The organism is Acinetobacter sp. 129952 (assembly GCF_056642055.1).
Genome location: NZ_JBWVSU010000002.1, coordinates 37,374 through 62,095, shown reverse-complemented (window position 1 = coordinate 62,095; position 24,722 = coordinate 37,374). Strand labels below are relative to the sequence as shown.

Below are 24,722 nucleotides of genomic sequence, written 5' to 3'. Positions count from 1 at the left end.
GCTTATGCGTAATGAAGTACTGCATGGCTATTTGATTCATCATCGTAAGTACCGTGAACGCAGTCATATTGTGCATTTATTTACCCAAGAATATGGCAGGGTAGATGGTATTCTCAGGCAAATGCCACCACCACAGTATCAGCCCATTCGCTTGCAGGCTTCAGGTAAATCCGAACTCAAAAATTTTACTAAACTGGAAATTGTCAATCAGCCGATTTTCTTTTTTGGCGATGCCTTTTTCTCGGGTTTTTATTTGAATGAAATCCTGTTACGGCTATGTCCTTTAGAAGTCGAAATGCCGCAAACTTTTGCCAAATATGCTGAGACCTTGACTGCATTACAGCAATTATCCGCACAATCCAATCCAAATTTATATTTAAAACAGATCTTGCGTCAGTTTGAGCATGTTCTGCTAGAAGAACTCGGTTATGGTCTGGATTTTTCAGTAGATGCCAATCAGGTGCAGATTAATCCTGAGCAACATTATTATTTTCAGCTCAATGCTGGCTTTATGCCATCGGCTAAGGCCTTGCGCTCCACTATGTCTGGTCAACAGATTTTAAGTATGTTGACGCATGAAAATGGTGGGGATTTTAATCCGGAACAGTTACAATTACTGACGAAACTATATCGACAGGTGATCACGGCTTTGCTCGGTGATCGACCATTAAAGAGTCGACAACTCTGGATTCAAAACTCTCAATCTCAATCGTAGTTAGGAAAAGATTATGGCTGCATTACTTGGTGTCAATATTGACCATGTCGCAACATTAAGACAAGCACGTGGTACGACGTACCCAGACCCAGTCAATGCTGCATTGATCTGCGAACAGGCAGGGGCAGAAGGCATTACCTTGCACTTGCGTGAAGACCGTCGTCACATTCAGGATGACGATGTGCGTCGTATGCGTCCTGCGTTAAAAACCCGTATGAACCTTGAGTTGGCGGTAACAGATGAAATGATCGCCTTTGCCAAGGAAATCAAGCCACAGCATGTTTGTTTTGTTCCTGAAAAACGTCAGGAAGTGACCACTGAAGGTGGTCTGGATGTCGTGGGTAATTTTGATGCTGTAAAAGCCGCGACTCAAGAGCTGGAAGCCATTGGTTGTGATGTATCTTTATTTATTGATGCCGATTTTGCACAAATTGATGCAGCAGTTGCTTGTGGTGCACCGACGATTGAGATTCACACAGGCGCCTATGCCGATGCAGAAACTCCAGAAGCGCAACAAGCGGAACTGGAACGCATTGTGAAAGGTGCTGAATATGCTGCATCTAAAGGTTTGGTGGTAAATGCGGGCCATGGCTTAAATTTGGATAACGTGACGCCGATTGCTGCGATTCCACAGATTCATGAGCTCAATATCGGTCATTCTTTAATTGCGGATGCGGTATTTGTTGGTCTGGCACAAGCGGTTCAGCAAATGAAAGCCGTGATTAAGTCAGCGCGTTAAGATTAGAGTAATTATGTCGAATATTAATTATGATGAACTGATGCAGCCGGTGATTGCTTTCCTCGGTTGTGAAACACCGCAAGCATGGCTGGATATGGCGGTCGAAAATCTTGAAATCTTGATGCAAGATCATGCCAACTGTGAAAAAAAAGCAGCCAGCACGGCCATGAACCTGATGTTTCGCTATAGCTATTTTGTTGATCTACAGGTGAAGCTTGCACAGCTGGTGCGTGAAGAAATGCTGCATTATGAGCAAGTGCTTGAATTGATGAACAAGCGCGGTCAGGCTTGGCAAAACTTGAGTGCAGGGCGTTATGCCGGTGGTTTGCGTAAGGAAATCCGGACTTTTGAACCTGAAGCCTTGATTGATGTCTTGGTGATTGGTGCCTTTGTAGAAGCGCGTTCCTGTGAGCGTTTTTACGCGCTTGCTTCGCGTGTTGATGATGAATTGGCACGTTACTACCGCTACCTGCTCAAGTCCGAATCTCGCCATTTTGAAGACTATCTGGCTTTGGCGATGGATGTGGCTACCACAGCGAAACTGAAAAATCCGAAAGAGGATATTCAGGAGCGAATCCTGCATATTCGTGAAGTTGAAAAACAGCTAATTCTCACGCCTGATGAAACTTTCCGTTTTCATAGCGGTGTTCCGGCTCAAGCGGCTTAATCTCGGTGACAGCTTAAAAATCCTCCATCTATGGGGGATTTTTTATATCTCGAAATTTTAAAAGAGGGGTATTTATATATCGAGTTTTATGAGGGATTGAAAATAATTATTCATTTTAAATAGTTGAAAATAACAAGCCGTCAAATTTTAAGTAATAAAAAAGCCCACTTCATGATGAGTGGGCTTTCTTGAATTTGGCTCTCCAACCTGGGCTCGAACCAGGGACCTGCGGATTAACAGTCCGTCGCTCTACCGACTGAGCTATTGGAGAATCTGAAAGCGATTATAGAGAGATTTTGACAGGGGTCAAGCAAAAATTATCATATTTATTATAAATACAGCCTGTCTGTTTTTAATTTAGGCAATTGCATAAATTTCACGAAAAATACTTGTCAGAATAAATTTCACTTGCTAGATTAAAACCATAAAGTCGTTTGACCAAATGGTCAAACAGTGTGGATTTAAACCTACTTGCCAGCACAAAAATGGCTAAACCGGAGACAGCGAATGAATACGCTCAGCATCCCTCAAATTTTCTCTCAACTGGCTTATTATCAAGAAAACTATCTGCAAATTATTGCTGATCCTGCACAGTATTATATCCCGGTTAAAGACGCTCATATCACGCTATGGCCCTTGGCGCAAAAATCACTTTATTTAGGTGATTTGCTGCAATTATGGTTTGCAGAAAAATGGTTGGTAGAAACTGAACGTCAATTTAACTTTGAAGTTTTCCTGAATGCAGACTATCTGAAAGAGCAAGGCAAAGACCTTTATATCTATGCCATTTCTGGCAATCTTTTGACAGGTACTAATCAGTCTAAAGCGTGGCAAGCCTCAACAACACAAACACAAGATGTGGAATTAGCCAATGTTTCCAAGCATTATTTTGAGTTTCAAGGCTTAACTCGACCACGCTTGTCATTTGTTAAAGCAGGGCAGGCGAAAAGTAATATTATTTAAATGAAGTGTCTGATGAATTGTACAGGCTACCAATATTCATTCAGTCCGAATAATCATACAGGTCGCAGTGGCATGAGCATACAGACGACCTTCTTCATCCAGAATCTGACCTTCAGAAATACCTAAATTTCTACTGAGATTAATTGATTTTCCTACGGCTTTCAGTGGCTGATTCTGAGGTATGGGGCGGCACATCTTTACATTCAGATCAATGGTGCCATAACCGACACCTGCTTCAAGTAAAGTATGAATCGCGCAGCCTGTCACGGTATCCAGAACGGTTGCAGCAAAACCACCATGGACGCCGCCAAGCGGATTTAAATGTCGATGATCAGCTTTTACCTTAAATTCTACATGTCCGCTTTTAATCACTGCTGGTTGCATCGACATGGTTTCGCTAATACTTGGGGCCGGGATTTTTTCATCACGCATCGCTTCCAGTAATGCTAAACCGCTCATTTCTTTTGGGTTCATTGTAATTTTCCTGTCATTATTCTTGAGTTGTTGAGATTTAATTCAAAATTGTGACATCGATAATAGCAATCTGGTATAGGAATGGCGGATTATTTTGTAAGAAGTACATTGCCTGTACCTGAGTAAAGTCATTTTTATAAAAAATAAGAAATAGAATGAGTTATGGCAGGATACTGGTATACATTTCTAATGAAATATCTCAGATCTAAATAATCTGCCAAAAAACGAATCTTATAAAAGAATTAAAAATCGAGTGATAGGGTAATGAAAAAGTTTCTGCATCTTTGGGTGCCTATTTTTCTCAGTAATGCCATTATTATGCTCAGTAGTTTGTTCGACGTGATTTTTCTATCACATTTTTCACCTCAGCATGTGGCTGCATTGGCAGTCTGTTTGTCTGTTTGTCTGTTTGTCTGTTTGTCTGTTTGTCTGTTTGTCTGTTTGTCTGTTTGTCTGTTTGTCTGTTTGTCTGTTTATTCTTTGTGCTTTGTGACGGGTATTGGGGTGTTACAGGGCATGATGCAAGAGCTGGCAGAAGCCAATGGACGTCAGGATTATGCGGATATACAGCGTATTGTGAAGCAAAGTATTTTGATTGTACTGGTGATTTCTGCTGTTGCGATGTACCTGCTTAATCATGCAACTCCTTTACTTCATTTTTTAAAGGCAGATGCGGCCTTACAGGCATTGATTGTGTCATGTCTGTGGCTGTTGGCTTGGACGATTCCAGCGCATTTATTGTTGCGCATTTTATATATTTTAACCCAAGCCTGTGGGCAGGCTAAGCGTGTGTTTTACGCCAATATGATCTATTTACTGCTCAAAGTGGCTTTGGCTTATGTCTTGATTTATGGCATTGAGGGTTATGTTACAAGCTATGGGGTTGAAGGTGCATTCATGACACATTTAATTGTGCAGTGGGTACTGTTGTTTGTTTACTATTTTTTCTTCCTTGAGCAGAAGTTAAAGATCCAGTGGTCTGGTGTTTTCTTTCACTGGCAGACTTTGTTGAAAATTTTAAAAATTGGATTGCCCAATGCGGTGGTGACTTTTGTGGATGTATTTGCCATCAGCGCGATTGCTTTGCTGATCTTGCCTTTGGGTGACATTGTAGTGAATGCACATTAGGTGATGCTTGGTTTATTGGGCCTGATGTTTATGTTGCCGATGTCGATGGCATCCGCCTTCGGTATTTTGGTGTCGACTAAAATCGGTGCGGAGCAGATTGACGCTGCATGGCAACTCAGTAAGCGGGCACTGATGGCTGTGATGCTAATAGCTATCGTTGTCGTGTTGACTATTTGGGGCTTAGATAGTTGGATTGTGGGGTTATTTAGCAATGATGCGCAGGTGATTGCATTAGCCTTGGCATTGATCTTGTTAATGTGTTGGATGCATATCTTTGATGCGCTACTGGTGATTAGTTTGGCAATGCTACGTTGCTGGCGTGAAATTGTCAGACCAATGTTTATTTTTATCAGTACGGTGTTGGTCGTGGGCTTAGGGGGTAGTTGGTATGTGGCGTATCATCCAATGACACTGTTCAATTGGCAAAGCAATGCATTGGGGATTCATGGTTTTTGGTGGATGTTGAGTATTGCGTACACGATTGCAGCAAGTCTATGTTTTGTTTGTTTACTCATGAAATACTTGAGCTATAAGCGAATACGGCTCACTGTTTAATACATGTTGAAGAACATAAAAAAACCCGCGAAATTCGCGGGTTTTTTTATCTAGCAAGCTAGATTATTTTGCAGCTTTTTCAGCTTCGATTGAAGCAATCGCAGCATCAACGCCTTCGATAGAATCAGCAGCTTTTTTGATACGTGCAAGTGCATCAACAAGTACTTCGTCAGCCGTTGCGTAAGAGATACGCATGAAACCGCCAAGACCGAATGCATCACCAGGAACCACTGCAACACCAGTTTCTTCCAGTAACCATGCAGAGAATTCTGTGCAAGACTTAAGACCTTTGGCGCGAATCAACGGTTTGATGTTGGCATATGCATAGAATGCACCATCAGCAGGCAAGCAAGAAATACCGTGAATGTCATTCAAGCCTTTCACAACTAGGTCATGGCGACGTTTGAATGCTTCAATCATTGGCTCAAGTACATCTTGAGGACCATTCAAGGCAGCTTCAGCAGCAACTTGCGAAATTGAAGTTGGGTTTGAAGTTGACTGAGATTGGATCTTTTTCATTGCACCAATAAGTTTAGCAGGGCCCGCTGCGTAGCCGATACGCCAGCCAGTCATTGCATAGGCTTTAGATACACCGTTTAATACGATAGTACGGTCATAAAGGTCTGGTGCAACTGTTGCGATGTTGTAGAACTCGTCATCCCAACGGATTGGTTCGTACATATCATCAGATGCGATAAATACTTCTGGGTATTTACGCAGTACGTCAGCCAGCGCTTCAAGCTCAGCTTTAGTGTAGATCATACCTGTAGGGTTAGACGGGCTGTTCAATACTACTAGACGTGTTTTGTCAGTGATTGCAGCTTCTAATTGTTCAGGGGTGATTTTGAAACGTTGTTCTTCACCACATTTCACAATAACAGGAACACCTTCAGCGATGATCACCATATCCGGGTAGCTTACCCAGAATGGTGCAGGGATGATGACTTCATCACCTTTGTTTAACAAAGCTAAAGCTAAGTTAAAGAATGATTGCTTACCACCACAAGAAACCAGAATCTGGTTTGCTGCATAGTCTAGGTTATTGTCGCGTTTGAATTTAGCAATAATGGCTTTTTTAAGACCTGGCGTACCGTCAACAGCGGTGTATTTGGTGAAACCGTTGTTAATCGCTGCAATTGCTGCATCTTTGATGTGTTGAGGGGTATCAAAATCTGGTTCACCTGCGCCCAAACCAATCACGTTATGACCTGCAGCTTTTAATTCAGCAGCTTTGTTGGTCACAGCAAGTGTAGGGGACGGTTTGATGGCATTCACACGATCAGAGAGACGTACGTCCACGGCAGTATTCCTTCTTATAGGGATTAAAAAATAAAAAGCACATTATCTTAGCCTAAAATGGTGCAGATAGGGCAAAAGAATTTGGAAAACTTTAAGAAAAAAATGGTGTATTGGCCGAACTTTATCTTGAATTTCGATATGCTCGGAGCAGGAGAGAAGAGACTTGTTACATCTCGGTCATGCATATGAATGCATGAAATATAAAATAAAAATGGCCACTTTAAAGTGACCATTTTGTGTTGTTGATATTGTGGTTACGCACTAAAGCGTGACAAATCTTCGTCCGGGCGTGCGGTTAAAATTTCCGCGCCGGTTTTAGTCACTAGAATTGTATGTTCATATTGTGCTGACAATGAGTGATCTTTGGTGACCACTGTCCATTTATCACCGAGTAATTTGGTTTTCCAGTCACCGCCATTGACCATTGGTTCAATGGTAAAGGTCATACCTTCTTCAAGCACCATGCCAGTATCTGGTTGACCATAATGCAGCACTTGCGGTTCGTCATGGAAAGTTGTACCAATACCGTGACCACAATATTCACGTACCACGCCAAAACGCTCGGATTCAACATACTGCTGAATGGCATGACCAATATCGCCAATGGTTGAACCTGGTTTTACAGTTTCAATACCCCGGTACATGGCTTCTTGCGCTACCTTACATAGACGGTTGGCAAGGATCGTGGTTTCACCACCCACGATGTACATCATGTTGGTGTCACCATGATAGCCATCTTTAATCACGGTCACATCAATGTTCAGGATGTCGCCTTTTTTCAATTTTTTACTGTCTGATGGAATGCCGTGACACACCACATGGTTCACAGAAGTACAAATGGTATGTTGGAAGGCAGGTCGACCCGGTGCAGCGCCATAGCCTAAGCATGCAGGAATCGCCTGTTGTTGATTGACAATATAGTCATGACAAATCGTATCAAGTTCCAGAGTGGTGACACCCGGAACAATATGCGGTTTGATCATATCCAAAACTTCTGCCGCCAGTCGCCCTGCCACACGCATTTTTTCAATTTCGTCAGAGGTTTTGATGAGTCGACGTGGAGCTTGGTAAGTGTTGTTCATGATCTCTAAAAACTTTTGGAAATTTGTGTGTGACTATGGTATAAATAGCCGCCCATTTTATCAAATGCTTTTTCGTGAATAAATTTCACGGGCTTTGTGCGATGAGGCAAAAAATCCGCACATATATCGACACATTACTCTGGGTGCCCTTTAGGGTGGAGAATGCGGGTATATGGAGGCCTAACCCAAACTTTAAGGTAAAGAAAATGGCAGATTACAACGTAAGCATGCGCGACCTTCTTCAAGCTGGCGCGCACTTTGGTCACCAAACTCGTTTCTGGAATCCAAAGATGCGTGATTACATCTTTGGTGCGCGTAACAAAATTCACATCATCAACCTTGAGCACACTGTTCCTGCGTTAAATGATGCTTTGAACTTTGCTAACAACTTGGCTAGCAAAAAGAACAAAGTTTTGTTCGTTGGTACTAAACGTGCAGCTTCTGCGATCATCCGTGAACAAGCTCAACGCGCTGGTCAACCATATGTAGATCACCGCTGGTTAGGTGGTATGTTGACGAACTGGAAAACACTTCGCCAATCTATCAACCGTTTAAAAGACCTTCAAACTCAATCTCAAGACGGTACTTTCGCTAAGCTGACTAAACGTGAAGCTCTAGAGCGTACTCGTGAGATGGAAAAACTTGAGCGTGGCTTAGGCGGCGTTAAAAACATGGGTGGTTTACCTGACGCATTATTCGTAATCGACGTTGATCACGAAGCGATTGCAATCAAAGAAGCGAAGAACCTTGGTATTCCTGTAATCGGTATCGTTGATACAAACTCTAACCCAGACAACGTAGACTACGTTATCCCGGGTAACGATGATGCGATCCGTGCAGTAACACTTTATGCTTCTGCTATGGCTGATGCGATTCTTGCTGGTAAAGAATATGCTCAATCACAAGCAAATGCACAAGCTAAAGCAGAAGAAGCTCCAGCTTCTGAGGCTTAATGCGTTTGACGCTAGCTTGTCATTTTTGCGACATGTGATGGTGGCAAAGTAAGCGTTATGTATGCAGGCGGCCCATGAGAACTCCTCTGGGCCGTTTCTGTTCTAAAAAGAATTCATTTTCTACCGAATTTAGGAGATAAACATGACTGCAGTTACAGCAAGCATGGTTAAAGAATTGCGCGATCGTACTGGTCTTGCAATGATGGAATGTAAAAAAGCTTTGACAGAAGCGGGCGGCGACGTTGAACTAGCGATCGACAACCTACGTAAATCTGGTCAAGCTAAAGCTGCTAAAAAAGCAGGTAACATTGCTGCTGACGGCGCAATCACAATTGCTCAAGACGGCAACAAAGCACTTCTTCTAGAAGTTAACTGTCAAACTGACTTCGTTGCAAAAGACGAAAACTTTGCTGGTTTCTCTGCGAAAGTTGCTGCTGCTGCACTTGCTGCAAACGTAACTGATCCTGCTCAAATCGCTGAATTGAAACTAGAAGATGGTGCAACTGTTGAAGAAGCGCGTATCGCTCTTGTTCAAAAGATCGGTGAAAACATCCAAGTACGTCGTGCGAAAATTGTTGAAGGCGAAAACCTTGCAGTTTACAAACACGGTCTTAAAATCGGTGTTGTTGTTTCTTACACTGGTGATGAAGCTACAGGTAAAGGCTTGGCAATGCACGTTGCTGCGTTCAACCCAGTTGCTGTAAATGCTGAAGGCGTTTCTGCTGAGCTTATCGCGAAAGAGAAAGAAATTGCTGAAGCGAAAGCACTTGAATCTGGCAAGCCAGCAAATATCGTTGAGAAGATGGTTGTAGGTTCTGTTGAGAAATACTTGAATGAAGTTGTGCTTGAGCGTCAAATGTACGTAATCGACAACGATAAGAAAGTTGCAGACGTTCTTAAAGCAACTGGTACTACAGTTGAAAACTTCGTTCGTTTCGAAGTTGGTGAAGGCATTGAGAAAAAAGCAGAAATGAGCTTCGCTGAAGAAGTTGCTGCTGCTCAAGCTGCTGCAAAATAATTCCTTAGGAATTAGAAAAAGCCCTATCTGATTGATGGGGCTTTTTTATGTTGATTTATTCTTCATCAGCAATTCAAGAATAGGATTTGGGTTTGGTGATAGAGCTCAGATCATGTATTCATCATTTAATAAAAAAGTTATAAAAATGCCAAATAAAACCAATCTGAGCATCGGTGCAATCATTATACTGTTGATTGCTGCTTATCTGGGCCTGGATCTACAACAATCCCAACCACTTATTCCATCCGCATCTGATACTACAACTGAAACGCTTGATTCAGAGCCTAATTTAGTACCCTCTCAAACGACTGATGATCTGGACCGAATTGCACGGGCGTTTCAACAGCGCCAGAGTGATCTACAAGTGCGTTCAAGCGGGCAGGTGATTGCCGTTTTGCCAGATGATCATGAAGGATCGCGCCATCAAAAGTTTATCCTCGAATTACCAAATGGCCAAACTGTACTGGTTGCACATAATATCGATCTGGCACCGCGTATTCAGAGTATTCAAAAACAGGATCAGGTCGAGTTTTATGGAGAATATGAATACAGTGACAAGGGCGGGGTGATTCACTGGACGCATTATGATCCTGCGCGAAAGCATGTCGATGGCTGGTTAAAACATCAAGGAAGAACCTATCAATAAGGTTTTTCCAATTGGATAAATCGAATGTAGCGTTTAAACGCTCATAATTGCGCTGTTATGGCGTGATTTCCAGTTCGGTAGGATTTTACCTAAATAGGCATCCATGCACCAAATTGGGCCAATGAGGAGGAATTGGAGGTCTTTAAAGAATGAAGGCTTTTTACCTTCCACTTTGTGCCCATAAAATTGGCCAATCCAGGCCAAGATAAACAGGGCAATAAAGAAACCGGTACCGACTGGCAGAATCCAGATGAGCCAGGCCAGGACCAAAGTCAACGTAGCCATCGCTACTGCCAAAACAAGATCCAGGCGTGCATAGAAGATAAAAGCCAAAACCAGTAGCAGGGTAGTCAGCAAAGCGCTGAAATGCGCTAGAATGCCAATAATCGAAAAATAGATGGTCGGTACGCAAACCCAGTGAATCAGCTTATTGGTTTTATTTTGATGGCTGTCACTATATTCATCAAGCCATTCAGATATTGTTTTCATTCTTCGCTCCATTCCATGAACATGTTTTGCTTATCTGGAAATATAAAGCAGAATCCGGATATGGTCAAAAGTTAATCATGCAAGCGAGCGAATTTTATCAGGCAGGATGAGCCTACCAAAATTTTATTGAAAGAACTTTAAGATAGTGCTGAGCAGAGGCGTTTATATTCTTCTGTAAAAATGAGCACAATAAAAAAGCCACATTACTGTGGCTTTTGTTAAATGTGTTGCAGGTCAAATCTTAAGAATTTGGACCAGCGACACGTTCAATACTGACTTTTGCAGTACCGGCACTGGTAATACCTAACTGTTTCGCAGCACCGTAAGATAAATCAACAACACGGTTGCCATGGAAAGGACCACGGTCATTTACTTTAACCACAACGCTCTTGCCGTTATTGCGGTTAGTTACGCGAATATAGCAGTTCAATGGCAGGCTACGATGAGCAGCCGTCATTGCGTTCATGTCAAAGGTTTCACCGCTTGCAGTTTTACGGCCGTGGAATTGACGACCATACCAAGACGCTGTACCTGTCTGACTGAATTTACGTACAGTATTAGAAGCCACTGTATTCAGTTTTTCAATCACTGAAGGCTCTTCTGCAGGAAGTTCAATTTTCGCTGCAATGGTTTCACGGCGAACTTTATCGCCAGAACGTTCAGTGATTGAAAGGCTGTTCAAATTTGTGAAATTTGAATTGAAGCTTTGAGCTTCTTTATTGAGTACTCGCGTGGCAAGACGCGAATTGTCATTTTCATTGGTGAATGAAGATGACGGAACCATATCTGCCTGTGATTGCGTCAGCGTGACGATCGTGGCAATGGCCATAAAAGACTTCAAAATTGAAGAATGCATCGAATCAACTCCTAACAGCATATCTATTGGTTGTTCATAAATGGCTGAAAAACCATGTAAACATGCCTGATATTTAACTTATGCAACTACATTTAACGAAATGGATAATATTCATGCCGGCAATACCCTGTCTAGTGTTTAATTAAAATAGTTAAAAAAAGAACGCAAAATAAACAATGATTGATTAAAAAATAATCAACATTGTAACATGATATTAAGATTGCTTAAAATATGCACAAATTAACCCATAAAAATGTTGACTTTCATAATTTATATTAATTATCAGTGTTAACGGCTGGTAATTTCGGTACCTAATAGCCACAAAGCAGTAGCATACATACGGCTACGATTATAAGTGGTAATCACTTGAAAATTTGGATAAGTGATGTAGTAAATCGAGCCATAATTCTCTTGTAATTGAATTACATTGACCAGATCCAGATCGTCAATTTTTACGATTGGATTCATTGGGCTGATGCCTTGCGTTTTTAACACACCATAAGGCATAGGTTGAGTCAGATCTTTGGCAATCACGGCATCGGGATTTGAACCGGTATAACGTGCCGGAAAGGCAATGGGCTGATTACGCTGCCAGCCGTGCTGTGCCAGATAGTTGGCAATCGAACCAATCGCATCTACCGCTGAGTTACGCAGGTCAATATGACCATTGCCATCGTAGTCCACGCCGAATTTTGGAATGTTGCTCGGCATAAACTGCGGATAGCCAACAGCGCCGGCATACGAACCCACCACAGAAGAGGTGGCAACACCATCTCTATACGACCAGGCAATTAAAGCAGCCAGTTCATCCTGAAAATACTGGGCACGACGTTCATAGCCAAACCCTAAGGTTGCTAGGGCATCACGAGTGACAAAAGAGCCCTTGTTGCTACCAAAACCGGTTTCTACACCTAAAATGCCCAGAATGATCGCCTGTGGTACACCGAACTGCTGTTCAGCACGGTTAAGCGTTTCTGCATATTGCTGTTTAAAACGTACGCCGCGCTGAATGGTAGATTCAGCCAGGAAGTTAGTCTTATACGAATACCAAGGCTTACTTTCACCTGGGCGATTCATGATATTGATGATATTGGGCAGGTTACGCGTCCCCCTCATGGCGGAATCTACTTGCTGGGCACTTAGCCCATAGCTCTGCATGGCATTCTGCTTAAAAGCGGCATAAGAAGGGTGATATTGGAAATCGTTGGCCAGACTCAAACTGCTGAGACCAAATGCGGTAAGTGCGATTGAAAGCTGCTTAAACTTTTTATAAAAATCCGATTTCAACATCTTGCTACGATTTCCAGTTTTTTTGATGAGTTGCTGGCGATGTCATTTGAATCATGCCATGAAAAAGATTGATAAAATTTTTTCAATCGTGAGGCTTAAAGTGCCAGATTAAAGATAACATTCGGATGAATAAGAGACCTAGCCGCTTATACAAAAATAGCGATGGATTGGCTATTTTTACGGCAGTTTGTCTTATAGAGTCGCTTATCTGTAACAAGCTATTTCACTGATCATAAAAAAGCCTGACCGAAGTCAGGCTAATTCCTCAAGATTTGTAGAAAATCTTGAACTATTCTGTATAGAACAAAGTGTCGTGATATTCGGCCATGGCGCGCAGCTCATCTTTATTCAAATTCAGAATGATTTTATCTGCTGCCATATTGATGGCCTTGATCACTGCAGATGCGCCAATATCTGCTGCCTTGCGTTTGATCATGCCAAGATCCAGGGTTTTATTAAAGTCGACCATAAAATGTCGTACTGTCGCTTCACCAAATTGCTTGTACAGGTTGCTGAACGCTTGTTTATCGATACTCTGACCGGCTTTAAGTTCCGCATAATGATGTTTTAAATTCGTCACCAGACTGGCATCCAGTGATTCACCAATGCGGAACTGTCCTTCAGGATCTTTAAACAGACTGCGCTCAGAGAATGCAATTGACTCTCTGACCACATCGTTCGGCGCTTTACTCAATAGCTGCTTCAGTAAAACCGCAACAGTCGACTTGATATAGCCAGCCAGTTTTTCCGCAGTATCACGTTTATCGCTGGCAGGAAAGCGACGCACCAGCTCGGTAAGAATCGCATCAATAATTTCATCATTAATCATCAATGCGGTTTTATCACGCAATGGGTAAAGCGGCTCACTTGAATTTTTGTTTTTTTGTGCAGTCTGAATTGTATTTAAAAGCTCTGCAGAAGGAATAAACCCAAAAAATGGCATTGTTCAACCTCAATGTTTTTTATTGTCGCGCTAAACGAATAGGGCGAGGCATCCATGTTAAATCCGATACACGGCAAGGGTTGATATCCAATCCACCACGGCGTGTATAGGTTGCGTAGACCATCAGCTTTTCCGGTTTCAGTTGCTGCCAGATATCGGCAAACATCTGCTCCACACATTGTTCGTGGAACCCATTATGCTGACGGTAGGAAATAATATAAGCTAAAATACTCTTATAACAAGGTTTTTTACCTTGATAACGTATAAAAACTGTTCCCCAGTCCGGCTGGCCAGTGACTGGGCAGTTACTTCTGAGTAAATGTGAATACAGCTGGATTTCACCTTCTGCTGCATCATCCGAATCCAAAGCCAATAAACTGGCATCTGGATGATTTTCTAGGCGCTCAGGTGTCAGCTCATCAATACAGATGCCTTCAGGCTTGCTGATCTCTAACTCATCAACCTGAAACAGTTGCAGTTTAACTTTAGCTTCAGCCGCAGTAGATAAATCTTTTTCTGCGGTCGCGATAAAGGCCTCTTTAGATGCAAACTTGGCAAAATTCAGGCTATTGAAATACAGCTTCAAAGATTTAGATTCGATCAGATTCGGTGAGGACGCTGGCAAGCTAATGCGGCCAATGGCGACTTGTGGCACACCTGCTGGATTTAACCAGGAAATTTCAAACACATGCCACCAGTCTGCACCTTGCTGAATCGCTTCGACATGTGCGTATTGTTCACGGGCAGGCGCGCGTGAAATCGGAAACAGAACATCAGGATGATATTCTGTCGGGTAATTGGTGTCTTTACCAAGGAGAGATTGTTCTACACTCATTATTCACGCATTCCTGAACCACGGGAGAGTAAATGATAGGCCACTGCATACAGCACGGCACAACATAAGGTAATTACTGTCAGTGAAATGGCGACATTGACATCGCTATGTCCTAAAATGCCATAGCGGAAAGCATTCACCATATACACGACAGGATTAATTAAAGATAAATTTTGCCAGAATGGGCTTAAGCTCGAAATAGCATAAAATACACCACCCAAATAGGTCAGTGGCGTTAACACAAAAGTCGGGATGATCGAGATATCATCGAAAGATTTGGCATAGACGGCATTGATAAAACCACCCAAGGAAAACAGCAGGGAAGTAATCAAGACTGTATATATAGTCACAAACCAGTTGGTGATGTATAAATCGGCAAAAAATAAGCTCACTGCACTGACAATGATCGCAACCAGTATCCCACGAATCACACCGCCCAATACATGACCCCATAAAATGGCATGCATCGGTACCGGACTCATGATCAGTTCTTCAATACTTTTCTGGAATTTTGAGCTGAAGAAGCTAGACGAGACGTTGGCATAGCTATTGGTGATCACGGCCATCATAATCAGACCGGGCACAATGAACTCCATATAACTATAGCCGCCCATTTCTCCAATGCGTGAACCGACCAGATTACCGAAGATCACAAAGTACAGGCTCATGGTAATTGCAGGTGGCAACAGGGTCTGTGGCCAGATGCGCATAAAGCGACGGACTTCTTTATAGATAATGGTATATAAAGCTACGCTGAGTTGATTAATGTTCATTGCGCAGCTCCATCCAGATTTTTCTCGACCATTTTCACAAAAAGTTCTTCCAGACGATTGGATTTATTGCGCATACTGCGTACCTGAATATTCTGTGATTCCAGCAATTGGAACAGATCATTCATGGTATGTGCCTTGTCCATGGTGATTTCTAAAGTCATCGGATCGATCAGGTTAAAACGCACGCCGATGATATCCAGATGCAAAGGTTCAATCGGTTCGGCCAGATCAAAAATAAACGATTCTTCATTGAGCTGACTCAGGAAGCTTTTCATGGTGGTGTCTTCTTTAATCACACCGCGATCAATAATCGCAATACGGCGACACAGCATTTCCGCTTCTTCTAGATAATGCGTGGTCAGAATGATGGAAGTGCCTTTTTCATTCATCTCGTTCAAAAATTCCCACATCGAACGACGCAACTCGATATCAACACCAGCCGTCGGTTCATCCAGAATCAGCAGTTTCGGTTCGTGCATCATGGCACGCGCGATCATCAGGCGACGTTTCATCCCGCCCGATAACATGCGGGCCTGAGTGGCACGCTTTTCCCATAAACCCAGTTTGGTCAGATAAAGCTCCGCCCGTTCCTGTGCAATTTTTTTAGGAATGCCGTAATAGCCTGCCTGAGTCACCAAAATATCAAAGGTTTTTTCAAACTGGGCAAAGTTGAATTCCTGAGGCACTACGCCTAGGCACTGTTTGGCCTGAGAGGGGTGGGTATCCAGATTATGACCAAAAATTTCGACTGTACCGGAGGTTTTTTTTGTTAATGAGCTGATAATACCGATGGTAGTAGATTTTCCTGCGCCATTAGGACCCAATAGCGCATAAAATTCACCTTCTGGTACATTTAAGTTAATTCCTTTCAATGCCTGAAAGCCATTGCGATAGGTCTTTGACACATCCCTTAAGATCAGTGCATCAGTCATGAATATCTCAAATGGTGAAAAGTTGAGATATTGTGAGTGATCTCGCAAAATAAGCCAAGTGATTCACACGCAATTCTGTGTTGCTGTTTTGGAACATTGTATAAAGCTTAAGCATAAAAATGATGAAGTTAGAGATAGTTGCTTTACCTTATGCTTTTTTTTGTTATGATGTGCGCGATCCAAAAAAGATGCGCTCATAGCTCAACTGGATAGAGTACAGGTCTCCGAAGCCTGTGGCGTGGGTTCGAGTCCCGCTGAGCGCACCATTTATTTAAGCTATAAAACTGAAAAATAAATCAAATTAGTAACGCACACAGTTGCGGCCATCATCTTTCGCCCGATAAAGATTGTTATCGGCAATTTTCAAAACGTCTAGAATATTTTTAGAACTGTCTGGCCAAGAAGCAATACCAATCGAAATGCTAATGTGACCTATGTCCTGAATCTCTTTCCCTGCAATCTCTTTTCTAAACCTTTCTGCACTTTCATACACTTCAGTAAGATTGCTATTCGGTATAATAATGATAAATTCTTCACCACCGTAGCGGCAGCAAATATCATCTTTACGAAATTTTTGCTGCATCGTCTTGGCAATATGCTTTAAGACAACATCACCTTGATCATGACCGTAATTGTCATTAATGTTTTTAAAATGATCCACATCCATCAGAAGCACTGAAAAAGGGATGTTCATTTTCATGTTTTGAGTCATGACATAATTCAAACCACGACGATTCATCAAGCCGGTTAAAGGATCTGTATTAATATGATGATCCATTTTGCTCATTTGTTGTGAAAATTTGCGAACACTAAGCAGTAGAGCTAACTTGAATTTTGTGACCTCATAGTACCAGGGCTGGATATTCTTAATTTTTGAGCCAATTTCTGCCTGATTCAGTAAACTCGCCATATCTGCCAGTTGGTTCAACGGGGCCGAGATAGAATCAGACAGCCGCCATACAATATAAAAAACAAGCAGATAAAATAAAAAGAATCCTGCGGCTAATTTATAAAGGATAGAATTTGCCTGTTTAAGTAAATCATGGGTAGGTTGCTGGGAAACCACGATCCAGTTTGAAGTCGGAATATGAGAAAAACCTGCCAGATTATCAACGCCCTGGCTGTTGATTAAACGAATTTGACCATTTTTATGCGCATGCATATATTTCAGACCAGTATTATTGCTGGCCCATTGCCCAATTCTTTCACGATCCGGATGAAAAATAATTTTATTTTCATTGTTAATCACATACATATAACTATTCTTATAATTTTTATAAGTGGTTAGAAGCTGATTAATTACATTTTTTTCTTTTAAATAAATCGCTGCACCGATGAAGCCCTGATAGTGATTTGACTTGTCAAAAATAGGTTGAGAAATAAACACGATCATATTTTTTTGTACAGAAAAATAGGGTGAAGATATATAAGTCGATTTTTTATGGAGAGAGTCAATAATCCCTTGAGTATGTTGTATTTTGCTTTTATCAATATGCAAAATATTAGGCGAAAAGTTTATTAGTCTGCCTTGGGTATCACTGATCACGACACTGTTATAGTGTTCAGACTGATATTTTAATTTATTGACCTCGGCTTCTCTAAGTTCATTGTTGTTAAAGTCTTGACTTAATATTTTGGCACTATAGTCCAGTTCAAGAAGCATATTTCTAAAATGGTTGTCTGTACTTAATGCAATTTTATGGGCATGGTCAGCATTTAAGGCAAGAGAATTGTCGATTAACTGATTTTTTACGATCTGATAGCTAATAATGAGAGAAATAATAAAAAGGCTAGACACACTGAAAATAGCTAATAAAAGTATTAACTGCCTTAAATTGAGATCAAGGTGTTTCCTAAAATTATTAGCTGACATAAAAAGTTATATATATCTCGATGTATTTATGAGCATTGTATTGCATTTATATTCAATGTTTAAGGTTGCTATAAAATTAAATTTCCATTAAGTGGGAGTTTTTATTTCGATCAAATTTAGAGTTTATAGATCGCTTGGCTGTAAATAGGGTAGCTTTGAAAAGCTGAGTAAGGTTCTGAATATTTGATTATGCTACAAATAAAAATATGGTATTTAACGTTCAGAAAATCTATTCAATAATTTCGATCTGTCCATCCAAATGATGAAGTACTCAGACAAAAATATGGTTAATTGAACTTAATGGGAGATTAAATTGTCGTTAATTTTTTAAAGATAACCTTTTGAAAATTAGTAGTATAGATTCTATGACAGTAGTTTCTTTGAATATTGCTACTTTCCCGGAAGTATTTTTTATAAAAAATCATATTCCAGTTTAAATTTTGAAGCGCTTATTGATGTTATGAACGAGATGAGCCGCTATTTAACCGGAAGTTGTATGCCTTAATAAGGTATTTTTCTAGAAATCAATGAATTAAATAAAGACGATATGAATGCAAAATTCTTCGTAAGACAAGCCAGAAATATTCTAATCTGCTTTAAAAAAATGACAATTAAAATCTTGTATAAGTCTTCTTTTAGAAGTGTAAAAGAGTATTGTCGGTTAAAAAAATACTGCTATATTGAACTCATGGTAGGTCGTAAAACCAATAAGACGCTACCGATAAGTTGGACGGATCAATGACAGTTAGTTGAGTTTGATGTTTATCACCAGACAATAAATCTAGCACTAGCCATCCAACACAGAGCTCGCAGAAATGCGAGCTTTTTTAATGTCTGCGCAATTCATTCAGTTTAATATTCTTTTTCTTATAATCCATCCAGATAAAAAAGTTTACACTGCCAAATTCGCTAACATCTTGAAGACTAATCGCTTGGCTAATTATGGTATAAAAAACTGCAAATTGGATAATGAGAGAGGAAGGAAAAATGTCAAAAATGATTGATATCAAGGTAAAAGATCAATTTAGTCAAGTGACTGAAGCGAAAGCGATGCTGCGTTCCTTTGCAGAGCACAACATTCATCATGCAGCTGAGCTGGTCAAGAAAATTGAACATATCGTGGTAGATGGTGAAACGATTCTGCCGAGCATTGAGTTGTTGTTTGAAAGTCAGCAATCTTCAAATATTTATCGCGTTGTCGAATAATTTAATCAGTGAACTTCAGATAGGTAGAAAAAAATTGAACTTATTTATCCGAAATCACCGATTCAGCAGCTAAAAACTCACCATTTAGGTGAGTTTTTTATACTTTGGTATTTGCTAGTTTGGATACTAATGTATGCAGCTATAACCATAAGCTGATTCAATATCTAAGAGAGGACAATGTAGTAATGAGTCTTAATTAGCTGAAAAATATCCAATTTTTATAAAAATCAATAGAATGGACAAGTAATTAAATCTGTTTAAGCTGCACATTCACATCATACTTTTCAAATTCTTTTAGAATCTGCGCTAAAGTTTGCTGTGCGGTTGTATGCTCAGGACTTAAAGAAATTTCCTGACGAGTCGTGCTGTCAAAACATTCAATGGCCTGAATCAGCCAATGATGCTCAATGGGACTTTTTTGAATCAATACACGGCGCGGTTGCAAGCTGTTACTGATCTGGCGGGGAAGTACATAGGTGATCGCCAGTTGCACAAATTGCAGTTCTTCAACCGGACTTAAAAAGGTGATCACCCAGTTGCCAATTTTACTCAGTTGCATGGGATTATCGAACGCATCCAATTCTAAATAATGTGACATATACATGATCCAATCGGATGTCTATGCTCACCTATATGGCGGGATTGTAATTCTTTTTCTATCACGCTTAAGTCGGATATTTCGAGCTTTAAATTTTGCTTAAATATAAATATATCAAATAACCAATTAGTTATCTTGAATAATTAAAGCTGCCTCATTGTTAAACTCGCTTATTTAAGAGTTTAAAAGACTAAGATATTCTTATTCAGGCGCTTCATTTTACTGCAATTGATCTAAAGCAAAATTAATCTGCTTCAGAATGTGATTCAATTCTTGAGGAGCAATGCGACTTTCCTGAAGTGATGTGATCCATTGCATTTGACAAAGTTTCAAACTGCGCACATCCGGTGCCCGTAAAATATGGTGAATTTGCTGCTTGGCCATCAAGCCACAATATTTTTGTAAGCTTTCCATCATCATATATTTAAGATCTTCAAAAGACATGAGTTTGAGTTCAGGCAGCTTTTGTTCATGGCTTGAATCCGTTTCAGCAAATGGAGTGTTCTGCAGTATTTTTATGGGCTCCATCTCGGGGTTGAGATCTTTTGTCGCAGAATCCGCTGCTATCGATGAGTCTAACGAACGGTGAATCTCGGAGTGTGCCAGGTCAACTTTTGTATCTGTTCTTGCATCAGCCTGCTTTTGACTGATGGCTACCTCGCCCGTTTCAGCTGGAATAATTAAATCCATGGCATAAAGCTGATCTAAGAGTTCGGCAGGAGCAAGCTGTTGTTTTAAGCCATCATTTAATAAGTTGAAATCCTGGCTGCCGATCAGAACCAATAAGCGGCGTTGGCGTGCGGTCAGTGGGATGGAGCGATCCTGTAGCACCTCGATCCCACGTTGAGTTTTATAAAAATGCATCATAGCTGAATAGATGGTTGCTTAAATTCAGCTAGAGCATAGTCTGTGAAAATTACATTAATATGAAGTATTTATTAAAATACTGAGGTTTGTTTTGATAAAACCTATAATGTCGTGATCGCCGTATTTTCAAGGGCCTTACGTAAATAAGGATCCAGTTCATCCTGACGCAACAACCATTGAACATAGTCAGCAGGTAGTTCTGCAATAGCGGTGCCGCGATGTTTACCAAAATTAATCGTACGTGGAATTCGGGCATCTTCAGAAGCGTCGAATAATTCCTGCATACTGTTGATTTTTAAATGATGCACAATATGCATCAAAATATTGGCAGTTAAAATAATATCCATATCGGCACGATGCGCTTTACGGATCATTTCACGCGCTCTTTCGCTGCCTTTGGTGATCATATAAATCAGGGCAGAAATATTGTGTGCTTCCGCATCTGGCCAGACCCGACGTGCTAAAGCCAGTGTACAAATCGCCTTGATTTTTGAAGTATCTACACCACATTTTTCGATGGCACGGACGTCATAATCAATATTATGGCCGATCATGTAGACGGTTTCATCAGGCAGGCGAAAGGTACTGTAATGCGGCTGACCTTCCAGATCCGATTCCAGAATATGATGCACGGCCATGGCAGCAAAAGAAATAGCTTCGTCACATGAGTAGAGCTGATCAAACAGGCGGCTTTTATCCAGACTGATTTTATGCTCTACAATTTCGACAGGCGCATAAGCAATTTCGATGGGTTGGCCATTTAAAGTATGCGTTTCGGTATCAAGAATAATGGCCTGCATGTCGGAAATGTGCCTGAAAAGAGAGGAGAGTAAAATCTAACATTATTATTTTGCAACTGACAATTGAATTGCTTTATTTCTGTATTAATTGCAGGCTTTTTAACGTATGACGACTATTTGATAGTTCGGGGAATAGGAAATTCTCTATTCTTAAGTTGGCTGATTTCATAATAAATCTAAACTGGCGCGAATTTAATAGAAAAAATAACGCATTCTTTTCTTGATATTGTTTAGATAAATTGGGAAATTACATGTAGTTTTATCGTTTGTTAAAGATAAAACCAGAAAAACTCATTAGAGATGATAATAAATAAGATAAGGATAAGATCGATGAAACGTCAAGTATTGACCTGTGCTCTTCTCACATTAAGTGTAGCCTTAACTGCTTGTAACGATGATAGTGATAATGATCGTTTTTATGAGTCCAAGCCTGCCATTCCAGTAAATAATATCGATAATCCAGTCGTGGCAACACCTGTAGCCTATACTCAAACGGATTTCTCCGGGATCGCTGACGAAAGTGTGATCATGACTTATAAGATGTTAGGAATTAATGGTAAGGAAACACAAGCTACTGCATTAGTTTTCACACCCGAGGGAACGCCTCCAGCTACAGGCTGGCCAATTGTGGCATGGGCACATGGAACTACCGGTGTAGCTGATCAGTGTGCGCCGAGTCGAAAAGCGCTGAATGATTATATCAAAGCCATGATTGGCGGGTTTCTCCAAGCTGGCTATATTGTAGTGGCACCTGACTATGAAGGTTTGGGAGAGCCGAGTGGAAAAGAACTTCATCCTTTCTTGAATTTGAAAAGTGAAGCTTATTCTATTACTGATGCAGTCGTAGCTGCACGAAATTATTTAGGTTCACAAGCATCCAATCAATGGGTGGCAGTAGGGCATTCTCAAGGTGGCCAGGCAGCTTTAGGCGCTGCGCAATATGCAGCACGTGCTTCTAAGATGACCTATAAAGGTACGGTAGCTTTAGCACCGGCTTCAAATTTCAATCTGATTTTGACAGGAGGTGAACAACAGGCGGGACAAGAAACAAATCTGGATAAAAAAATTGGAACTTTAGCATCTTTAGATACCTTTACTGCATTGATTGTTGCCGGTTTGCGTAACCCGAACCCAAATTTGCAATATAGTCAGATTTTTAAAACACCAACCGACGAAATCGCGAAAAATGCAGAAACTGATTGCTATGATGTATTAGGCCAGAAATTTGGTACTGCAATGTATGCTTATGCACAATCAAATAATAACTCAGTAAATAATTATCCTCGTACTCAAACTAACTTTATGAATATTCCAGTCGTAAAGAGCTTCTTGGAAAAAGATTCTCAGCCTTTACTTGTTAAAGTTTCTACGCCAGTGATTATTTATCAGGGTTCAGCAGATAGTACCGTTCCCAAAGCAGCAACAGATGTTTTAGTTGCACTCGCCAATCAGAAACAAACTTCAGTACGTTATATTACGGATGAGTCAAATGCGACTAAATGGGATCATGGTAGCGTCTATGCACTGAATATTCCTAATATTATTTCAGATGTAAAATCTCTAATGCCAATTCAATAACTTATTTTTATCTGAATGGCTCATGTTTTTTTAGACATGAGCCATTTTTATTGCAAACTGAATAAAGTTCATGATCGAAAATTTAAAACTTCATGCTACAATACGCGCCAATCTTAGCACGGCTTAAAAGCCCTAAATCAATAGGACCTCGCTAATGTTTGCCAATATCTCTATCGCTGAATTTGATCCAGAATTAGCTCAAGCAATCTCGAATGAAGATGCTCGTCAAGAAGCTCATATTGAGCTAATCGCTTCTGAAAACTACTGCTCACCAGCAGTTATGGAAGCTCAAGGTTCAAAACTTACTAACAAATATGCGGAAGGCTACCCAGGTAAACGCTACTATGGCGGTTGCGAGTATGTAGACGTTATCGAACAATTGGCGATTGACCGTGCTAAAGAACTCTTTGGTGCTGATTATGCTAACGTTCAGCCACATGCTGGTTCACAAGCAAACTCAGCAGTTTACTTAGCGCTTCTTAACCCGGGCGATACAGTTCTGGGTATGAGCCTTGCTCACGGTGGTCACTTGACTCACGGTGCAAAAGTAAGCTTCTCTGGTAAAACATATAATGCGATTCAGTACGGTTTAAACCCTGAAACTGGCGAGATCGATTACGAAGAAGTTGAGCGTTTAGCGCTTGAGCACAAGCCACGTATGATCGTTGCTGGTTTCTCTGCATACAGCCAAATCGTTGACTGGCAGCGTTTCCGCGAAATCGCGGACAAAGTAGGTGCTTATCTGTTTGTTGATATGGCTCACGTTGCAGGTCTGGTTGCTGCTGGCGTTTACCCAAGCCCGGTGCAAATTGCTGACGTAACTACGACTACGACTCACAAAACACTTCGTGGTCCACGTTCTGGTTTAATCCTTGCGAAAGCAAACGAAGAAATCGAGAAAAAATTACAGTCAGCTGTATTCCCAGGCAACCAGGGTGGTCCTTTGGTTCACGCGATTGCTGCGAAAGCAATCTGCTTCAAAGAAGCAATGGCACCTGAATATAAAGCGTATCAACAACAAGTCGTTGTTAATGCGAAAGCAATGGCTGAAGTATTAATCGCTCGTGGTTATGATGTAGTTTCTGGTGGTACTGAAAACCACTTGTTCTTGTTGTCTTTAATCAAACAAGACATTACAGGTAAAGAAGCTGATGCTTGGTTAGGTGCTGCTCACATTACTGTGAACAAAAACTCTGTACCAAACGATCCACGTTCTCCGTTCGTGACTTCAGGTATCCGTATCGGTACACCTGCAGTAACAACGCGTGGTTTTGGCGAAGCTGAAGTACGTGAACTTGCAGGCTGGATCGCTGATATCCTAGATGCTAAAGGCGATGAAGCTGTTATCAACGCGGTGAAAGAGAAAGTTGCAGCGGTATGTGCTAAATTCCCAGTTTATGCATAATCGCTTATAAACGGAAAGGAGCTCCCAACCGGGAGCTT

General features: G+C 41.0%; 26 protein-coding genes and 2 tRNA genes. 13 read left to right on the top strand and 15 right to left on the bottom strand.

The genetic code is table 11. From position 1 onward, the window contains the following. The first annotated feature begins 4 nt into the window (after positions 1–4). From recO to AC1IR0_RS02695, 3 genes are read left to right on the top strand one after another with little or no spacing between them, the layout of a single operon-like run. Complete coding sequence (recO, locus tag AC1IR0_RS02705) at positions 5–715, top strand: DNA repair protein RecO (protein ID WP_005263466.1); 711 nt, start codon at positions 5–7, stop codon at positions 713–715. A 13-nt stretch (positions 716–728) separates the two neighbouring features. After that, positions 729–1,454: a pyridoxine 5'-phosphate synthase gene (pdxJ, locus tag AC1IR0_RS02700; protein ID WP_004645617.1), complete on the top strand. Its 726-nt coding sequence runs from the start codon at positions 729–731 to the stop codon at positions 1,452–1,454. Between the two features lie 13 nt (positions 1,455–1,467). Further along, positions 1,468–2,121 carry a MiaE family protein gene (locus tag AC1IR0_RS02695; RefSeq protein WP_005247503.1) on the top strand — a complete coding sequence of 218 codons (654 nt, stop codon included), beginning with the start codon at positions 1,468–1,470 and terminating at the stop codon, positions 2,119–2,121. Positions 2,122–2,316: 195 nt separating this feature from the next. Here the strand turns inward: AC1IR0_RS02695 and AC1IR0_RS02690 are convergent. Then, positions 2,317–2,392 (bottom strand) — tRNA-Asn (locus AC1IR0_RS02690). Between the two features lie 236 nt (positions 2,393–2,628). Here AC1IR0_RS02690 and AC1IR0_RS02685 point away from each other — a divergent pair. After that, positions 2,629–3,084 (top strand): hypothetical protein, encoded by a 456-nt coding sequence (locus tag AC1IR0_RS02685; protein ID WP_114540896.1) that lies wholly within the window; start codon positions 2,629–2,631, stop codon positions 3,082–3,084. 36 nt (positions 3,085–3,120) lie between these two features. Here AC1IR0_RS02685 and AC1IR0_RS02680 read toward each other — a convergent pair whose 3' ends face one another. Next, positions 3,121–3,558, bottom strand: a complete 438-nt coding sequence (locus AC1IR0_RS02680; RefSeq protein WP_005247499.1) for a PaaI family thioesterase — start codon at positions 3,556–3,558, stop codon at positions 3,121–3,123. Positions 3,559–3,822: 264 nt separating this feature from the next. On the opposite strand from AC1IR0_RS02680, the gene AC1IR0_RS02675 reads away from it, so the two are divergent. Further along, entirely contained in the window at positions 3,823–4,686 is an 864-nt protein-coding gene (locus tag AC1IR0_RS02675) for an MATE family efflux transporter (protein ID WP_479741162.1), read from the top strand. Positions 4,687–4,689: 3 nt separating this feature from the next. Next, complete coding sequence (locus AC1IR0_RS02670; RefSeq protein WP_247143431.1) at positions 4,690–5,241, top strand: MATE family efflux transporter; 552 nt, start codon at positions 4,690–4,692, stop codon at positions 5,239–5,241. Between the two features lie 63 nt (positions 5,242–5,304). Here the strand turns inward: AC1IR0_RS02670 and AC1IR0_RS02665 are convergent, their stop codons facing one another. Both AC1IR0_RS02665 and map read right to left on the bottom strand, forming a co-directional pair. Then, the gene (locus AC1IR0_RS02665; protein ID WP_005103791.1) at positions 5,305–6,540 is read right to left on the bottom strand and encodes a pyridoxal phosphate-dependent aminotransferase; all 1,236 of its coding nucleotides are present in this window, start codon (positions 6,538–6,540) and stop codon (positions 5,305–5,307) included. Between the two features lie 254 nt (positions 6,541–6,794). Next, positions 6,795–7,622 (bottom strand): type I methionyl aminopeptidase, encoded by an 828-nt coding sequence (gene map, locus AC1IR0_RS02660; RefSeq protein WP_004645609.1) that lies wholly within the window; start codon positions 7,620–7,622, stop codon positions 6,795–6,797. Positions 7,623–7,828: 206 nt separating this feature from the next. Between map and rpsB the strand changes: the two genes are divergently transcribed. The 3 genes from rpsB to AC1IR0_RS02645 all read left to right on the top strand — a co-directional run bounded on the left by rpsB (position 7,829) and on the right by AC1IR0_RS02645 (position 10,239). Continuing rightward, positions 7,829–8,575 (top strand): 30S ribosomal protein S2, encoded by a 747-nt coding sequence (gene rpsB / locus AC1IR0_RS02655; RefSeq protein WP_004279050.1) that lies wholly within the window; start codon positions 7,829–7,831, stop codon positions 8,573–8,575. Between the two features lie 142 nt (positions 8,576–8,717). Further along, a complete protein-coding gene (gene tsf, locus AC1IR0_RS02650) occupies positions 8,718–9,593 on the top strand; it encodes a translation elongation factor Ts (RefSeq protein WP_479741161.1) in 876 nt (291 codons plus the stop codon). Positions 9,594–9,738: 145 nt separating this feature from the next. Further along, positions 9,739–10,239 (top strand): DUF3465 domain-containing protein, encoded by a 501-nt coding sequence (locus tag AC1IR0_RS02645; protein WP_409666461.1) that lies wholly within the window; start codon positions 9,739–9,741, stop codon positions 10,237–10,239. Between the two features lie 33 nt (positions 10,240–10,272). Here the strand turns inward: AC1IR0_RS02645 and AC1IR0_RS02640 are convergent, their stop codons facing one another. From AC1IR0_RS02640 to AC1IR0_RS02610, 7 genes are all read right to left on the bottom strand, one after another. After that, positions 10,273–10,728 (bottom strand): Mpo1 family 2-hydroxy fatty acid dioxygenase, encoded by a 456-nt coding sequence (locus tag AC1IR0_RS02640; protein ID WP_409666459.1) that lies wholly within the window; start codon positions 10,726–10,728, stop codon positions 10,273–10,275. Positions 10,729–10,969: 241 nt separating this feature from the next. After that, the gene (locus tag AC1IR0_RS02635; protein WP_004279046.1) at positions 10,970–11,584 is read right to left on the bottom strand and encodes a septal ring lytic transglycosylase RlpA family protein; all 615 of its coding nucleotides are present in this window, start codon (positions 11,582–11,584) and stop codon (positions 10,970–10,972) included. Positions 11,585–11,872: 288 nt separating this feature from the next. Next, positions 11,873–12,874 (bottom strand): lytic murein transglycosylase B, encoded by a 1,002-nt coding sequence (mltB, locus tag AC1IR0_RS02630; protein WP_409666457.1) that lies wholly within the window; start codon positions 12,872–12,874, stop codon positions 11,873–11,875. A gap of 289 nt (positions 12,875–13,163) precedes the next feature. Beyond that, positions 13,164–13,817, bottom strand: coding sequence for a hypothetical protein (locus tag AC1IR0_RS02625; protein WP_409666455.1), 654 nt, complete (start codon positions 13,815–13,817; stop codon positions 13,164–13,166). A 19-nt stretch (positions 13,818–13,836) separates the two neighbouring features. Then, positions 13,837–14,652, bottom strand: a complete 816-nt coding sequence (queF, locus tag AC1IR0_RS02620) for an NADPH-dependent 7-cyano-7-deazaguanine reductase QueF (RefSeq protein ID WP_312328007.1) — start codon at positions 14,650–14,652, stop codon at positions 13,837–13,839. Next, the gene (locus tag AC1IR0_RS02615) at positions 14,652–15,425 is read right to left on the bottom strand and encodes an ABC transporter permease (RefSeq protein ID WP_004279041.1); all 774 of its coding nucleotides are present in this window, start codon (positions 15,423–15,425) and stop codon (positions 14,652–14,654) included. Before AC1IR0_RS02615 ends, queF begins: the two co-directional genes overlap by 1 nt. Beyond that, positions 15,422–16,357, bottom strand: coding sequence for an ABC transporter ATP-binding protein (locus AC1IR0_RS02610; RefSeq protein ID WP_004645601.1), 936 nt, complete (start codon positions 16,355–16,357; stop codon positions 15,422–15,424). Before AC1IR0_RS02610 ends, AC1IR0_RS02615 begins: the two co-directional genes overlap by 4 nt. A 190-nt stretch (positions 16,358–16,547) precedes the next feature. Between AC1IR0_RS02610 and AC1IR0_RS02605 the strand changes: the two genes are divergently transcribed. Then, positions 16,548–16,623, top strand: a tRNA-Arg gene (locus AC1IR0_RS02605). Between the two features lie 35 nt (positions 16,624–16,658). Here AC1IR0_RS02605 and AC1IR0_RS02600 read toward each other — a convergent pair. Further along, complete coding sequence (locus AC1IR0_RS02600) at positions 16,659–18,230, bottom strand: sensor domain-containing diguanylate cyclase (protein ID WP_409666453.1); 1,572 nt, start codon at positions 18,228–18,230, stop codon at positions 16,659–16,661. 987 nt (positions 18,231–19,217) lie between these two features. Here AC1IR0_RS02600 and AC1IR0_RS02595 point away from each other — a divergent pair. Then, positions 19,218–19,436, top strand: coding sequence for a hypothetical protein (locus AC1IR0_RS02595; RefSeq protein WP_180038768.1), 219 nt, complete (start codon positions 19,218–19,220; stop codon positions 19,434–19,436). Positions 19,437–19,683: 247 nt separating this feature from the next. Here AC1IR0_RS02595 and AC1IR0_RS02590 read toward each other — a convergent pair whose 3' ends face one another. The 3 genes from AC1IR0_RS02590 to AC1IR0_RS02580 form a co-directional block, all read right to left on the bottom strand. After that, complete coding sequence (locus AC1IR0_RS02590) at positions 19,684–20,034, bottom strand: hypothetical protein (protein WP_409666451.1); 351 nt, start codon at positions 20,032–20,034, stop codon at positions 19,684–19,686. A gap of 219 nt (positions 20,035–20,253) precedes the next feature. After that, a complete protein-coding gene (locus tag AC1IR0_RS02585) occupies positions 20,254–20,901 on the bottom strand; it encodes a hypothetical protein (RefSeq protein ID WP_409666449.1) in 648 nt (215 codons plus the stop codon). 101 nt (positions 20,902–21,002) lie between these two features. Continuing rightward, positions 21,003–21,701, bottom strand: a complete 699-nt coding sequence (locus tag AC1IR0_RS02580) for a DUF3820 family protein (RefSeq protein WP_004645595.1) — start codon at positions 21,699–21,701, stop codon at positions 21,003–21,005. Between the two features lie 330 nt (positions 21,702–22,031). Between AC1IR0_RS02580 and AC1IR0_RS02575 the strand changes: the two genes are divergently transcribed. Both AC1IR0_RS02575 and glyA read left to right on the top strand, forming a co-directional pair. After that, on the top strand, positions 22,032–23,279 hold the full coding sequence (locus AC1IR0_RS02575) for an alpha/beta hydrolase (RefSeq protein ID WP_409666447.1): 1,248 nt from the start codon (positions 22,032–22,034) through the stop codon (positions 23,277–23,279). Between the two features lie 154 nt (positions 23,280–23,433). Continuing rightward, on the top strand, positions 23,434–24,684 hold the full coding sequence (glyA, locus tag AC1IR0_RS02570; protein ID WP_004645593.1) for a serine hydroxymethyltransferase: 1,251 nt from the start codon (positions 23,434–23,436) through the stop codon (positions 24,682–24,684). Positions 24,685–24,722: the final 38 nt, after the last annotated feature.